At 74.6% G+C, this 3,972-nt stretch carries 4 protein-coding genes; 2 read left to right on the top strand and 2 right to left on the bottom strand.

Annotated elements, in window-relative coordinates; genetic code table 11:
• On the top strand, positions 1-954 hold a 954-nt coding region (locus tag IRZ18_08795; protein MBX5477202.1), incomplete at its 5' end, for an ATP-binding cassette domain-containing protein.
• A 12-nt stretch (positions 955-966) separates the two neighbouring features.
• Entirely contained in the window at positions 967-1,788 is an 822-nt protein-coding gene (locus IRZ18_08800; protein MBX5477203.1) for an energy-coupling factor transporter transmembrane protein EcfT, read from the top strand.
• Positions 1,789-1,835: 47 nt separating this feature from the next.
• Here IRZ18_08800 and IRZ18_08805 read toward each other — a convergent pair whose 3' ends face one another.
• Complete coding sequence (locus IRZ18_08805; protein ID MBX5477204.1) at positions 1,836-3,221, bottom strand: YheC/YheD family protein; 1,386 nt, start codon at positions 3,219-3,221, stop codon at positions 1,836-1,838.
• Positions 3,218-3,972, bottom strand: a 755-nt coding sequence (locus IRZ18_08810) for a hypothetical protein (protein ID MBX5477205.1), incomplete at its 5' end; no start/stop codon positions are given. The genes IRZ18_08805 and IRZ18_08810, both read right to left, overlap by 4 nt.

Genomic DNA, 3,972 nt, shown 5'->3' on the forward strand with positions numbered 1-3,972 from the left:
GCCCTCGCCCTTCACCTGCTGGAGACGGGCGCGCTGAGGCCGCGCCCCGCTGGGAGCGGCGCGGGCGGCGCGGCGCCGGCCGCGGCCACGGCCGCGCCCGCCGCGCCCGCGGCGCGCTCGGCGGTACCCGTGTTGGAGCTGCGCGGCGTCACCTACAGCTACCCGGGCGCCGCCCGTCCCGCCGTGCAGGACGTCTCCCTCACGGTGCACGAAGGCGAGTGCGTCGGCATCATCGGGCAAAACGGCTCGGGCAAGTCCACGCTGGTCAAGCTCGTCACCGGGCTTCTCCGGCCGAGTTCCGGCGAGATCCGCTACCGCGGCGAGGACCTGACCTCGCTGCGCGTCGCGCAGATCGCGCAGCGCATCGGGCTGGTCCTGCAGAACCCGGACTACCAGCTCTTCAACGTCTCGGCGATCGAGGAGGTGCGGTTCGGCCTGCGCAACCTCGGCCTGCCGCCGGAGGAGGTGGAGCGGCGCGCCCGCGAGAGCCTCGCGGCCGTCGGCCTGGACGGGGTCGCGGACCTGTTCCCCTTCCGCCTAAGCTTCGGCGACCGGCGCCGCCTCGCCGTCGCCGCCGTGCTCGCCATGCAGCCGGACGTGCTCATCCTCGACGAGCCGACGACCGCCCAGGACTACCGCGGCCGCTACCTCCTCGCCGACCTGGCGGAGGAACTGCGCCGGGAAGGCCGCACCGTCATCATGATCAGCCACGACATGGAACTCGTGGCGCACTACGCTTCCCGCGTGGTCGTGCTGTGGGACGGGTGCGTCCTGACGCAGGGCCCGCCGCACGAGGTCTTCGCGCAGGAGGAGCTCCTCGAACGCACCAAGCTGCGCCCGCCGCAGATCGCGCCGGTCGTGCGCGCGCTGGCGCCCGCGGGCGTCCCGGCTGAAGCCGTGAGCCTGGAGCGCCTGATCGACGCGCTGCGACCGGCGCCGGGCGACGGGAACTAGGGAGGGAACGCGATGGGCGTGTTCCAATACAGCGCGCGGTCGACGCCGCTGCACCGCCTGCACCCGATCGTCAAGCTCGTGTACCTCGTGTTGACGCTCGTCGTCGTGATCTTTCCGTACCGCGCGACGCTGCCCGACCTCGTCGCGGTGGCGTACTGGGCGCTCGTCTCCCTCGCGCTCTGGGCGACGGCGCGCGTCGGCCTGCGCCAGTTCGGCTTCCTGATGCGGGTGCTGCTCTGGACGTTCGGGTTCATCATGATCTCGCAGGCGCTGCTGTACGAAGGCGGGCACGTCGTGTTCAGCCTCGGCCGGCTGGCCTTTTTCGGCAGCGACATCGGCTCCGTGACGGATGAAGGCCTCTTCTGGGGCGTGGTGCTGAGCCTGCGCATCCTCGCGGCCGCGCTCGCCCTGCCGCTCTTCGTGGTGACGACCTCGCCCGCCGAGATCATGGGCGCGCTGGGCCAGCTGCGCGTGCCCGCGAAGGTGAGCTTCATGTTCGTCTCGGCGCTGTCCTTCACGGGGCTCATCTTCAAGCTCTGGCAGGAGATCCTCGACGCGCAGCGGCTGCGCGGATTCGACATGGACGCCATGAACGCGTGGCAGCGCGCGCGGCGCGCGTACGTTCCGGTCGTCACCCCGCTGATTCTCCTGCTGTTCCGGAAGGGCAACGACTTCCAGATCGCCATGGACGCGCGCGGCTACGCGTATCCGGGGCGCAAGACGCCGCTCGTGCCGCTGCGCTTCGGCGCGACCGAGGCGGCCGCGCTGGTCGCCGCCGTGGGCCTGTTTCTGGTCTTCGTCGCCCTCAAGGAGACGTGGATCCGGGTGGCGTAGGCCGTTCCCCACCCGCTTCCCGCTCGCTCCGCACCCGCTCCCCGCTTTCAGAAGCCGGCGAGCGTGGCCGCGTAGTCCAGCGGCGCGCGGATCATGCGCCGGAACGCCGGCGGGTCCGCCATCGCGAAGATCATCTGTCCGGGCCGCGGGTTCGCTTCCAGGACCCACCACTCTCCCGTGCGGTCGACCATCACGTCGAGGCCGACCTCCGCGATGCGGCCGAAGGCGCGCTCCAGCCGCCTGGTCATGTGCACGGCGCCCCGGGCGATCGCGGCCAGGAGGCGGTCCGCGTCGACGGCGAAGCCGAGCGCCCGCATCAGGGCCCGGGGCTCGACGAGCCGCCCGCCGGCCGAGCGGTTGCTCACCACGCGGCCGGGCTCGGCGAGGCGGGCCCACGTGCCGGTGCACCGCAGCCGGCCGTCGCGGCCGCGCTGCACCATGACGCGCAGGTCCGCGGGCACGCCCGGCACCGGTTGCTCGATCGCCCGCTGGACGAGGTACCCGGCCGGCGACGGCGCGCGGTCGCGATACTGGATCAGCGCGTCGGGGAGCGGCGCCTCGACCGCGACGCCGTCCAGACGCAACCGGCACCCCCGGTCCGATCGGTCGACCCGGGCGACGCCGGCGCCCTGGCTGCCGTACACCGGCTTGAGGTAGGCGGCGCCGCGCTGGAGGAAGGCCTCCACGGCAGCCGCCTCCGCGGGCAGCGTCGGGTCCGCCAGCCGTACGTGGAAGGCTTCGGGGATGTGCGGCGAGCCGCCCAGCACCGCTTGCACTTCCGCCTTGCTCCAGGAGAGCCGCTCGTTGAACAGCCGGCCCCGGCACAGGCGGCGGAGCGCCGGTTGCGCTCCCAGCGGCGCTTCGCCGCGCTTCCAGATGACGTCCGGCCGCGGAAGCGGCGCCGGTTCGCGGAAGCGCGTGCCGTCCCAGAGGCGGCCGACCACGCGGGCGGCATCCTCCGCGCCGCCATCGTCGGCAGCTCCGGCTGCGACCGGATCGACCCGGACATCCGCCAGCGTGAACGCATACACGAGGCCGGGCGCCGTCACGTGCGACAGGCAGAAGGCTTGCCACGCGAGCAGGCTCTCGGGGTCCTCGACGACGCCGTCGCCGAGAAAGAGGCCGATCACCGGGCCGAGGCGGATCGCGTCCCGGTCGAGCCGCACGTAGAAGGAGAACGCGTCACGCCCGGTCGCGTCCGGCGGAAGTCCGAACGCGGACGCCGTCGCGGGATCGACCCGCACCTGCCCGCTCCCGGGACGCGCGACGGCGCGCGCCGCACGGCGCCAGTCGCCGAGTCGCAGCGCGGGCGGAGGGGACGCAAGGGCCGCCCGCCCTGCCTCCCCTGCCGCGTCCGGATCCCAGATGCAGGTGGCGGGCGGCAGCGTGGGGTCGACCACGAGCGGCAGGGCGTCGGAGCGCTCCCGGCTCATGACGTCTCACCGTACCCGGCCAGCCTGACGGCGCCGGCGAGCAGCGCGCGGGCGGCCCTGGCCACCGCCGGATCCTTCCCCTCGAGCAGTGCCGGTCCGCCCCCGTCGAGCACCCGCCCGTCGCAGAGCCGGCTCACCAGAGGGCGCAATTCGTCGGCGGCATCCCCGCAGTTCCAGACGACGTCCGGCAACGGCAGCAGGGCCGGCGCGCGGAAGGCGCCGCCGAGCCAGAGGGCGCCGGCGACGCCCGCGCTGGCGTGCTGTACGTCGCGCAGCGTGAACGCGTAGACGATGCCGGCGGGTCGGCACGCTTGCAGGAGCCGCGCGAGCCCACGAACGAGGCCGGCCCGCGGCGGGCTGACGCCGTCGCCGAGGAGCAGGCCGATCACCGGCCCCAGGTGCAGGCCGTCCGGGTCCCGGCGCAGCCGCACGCGAAGGCCCATGCCCCGGCCGGTGGGCGGCAGGTGCAAGCGGCGCGCCACCGCCGGGCTCACGTGGAGCGCGGGCACGCCCACCGGGACGCGCGTCCCTGCGCCATCCGCGACGCGCGTCGCCGCGCCGGCCCCCTTGGCCGCTGCGACCGGCTCTCCCGCACCCGCCGTCTCCACGTCCACGACCACGAAGCGGGCGCGCTTGCCCACCCAGAGCGGCACGGGCGAGGCCCCGCGCACAAGCGCACGCGCCCACGTGGGCAAGCCGGACGCGGGCGCGCCGGCCGCGCCCGGCGCCCTCGCGGCCCCCGCCGCCCCTC

This window comes from Clostridia bacterium, from assembly GCA_019683875.1.
Taxonomy (GTDB): Bacteria; Bacillota; Sulfobacillia; order RBS10-35; family Bu92; genus Bu92.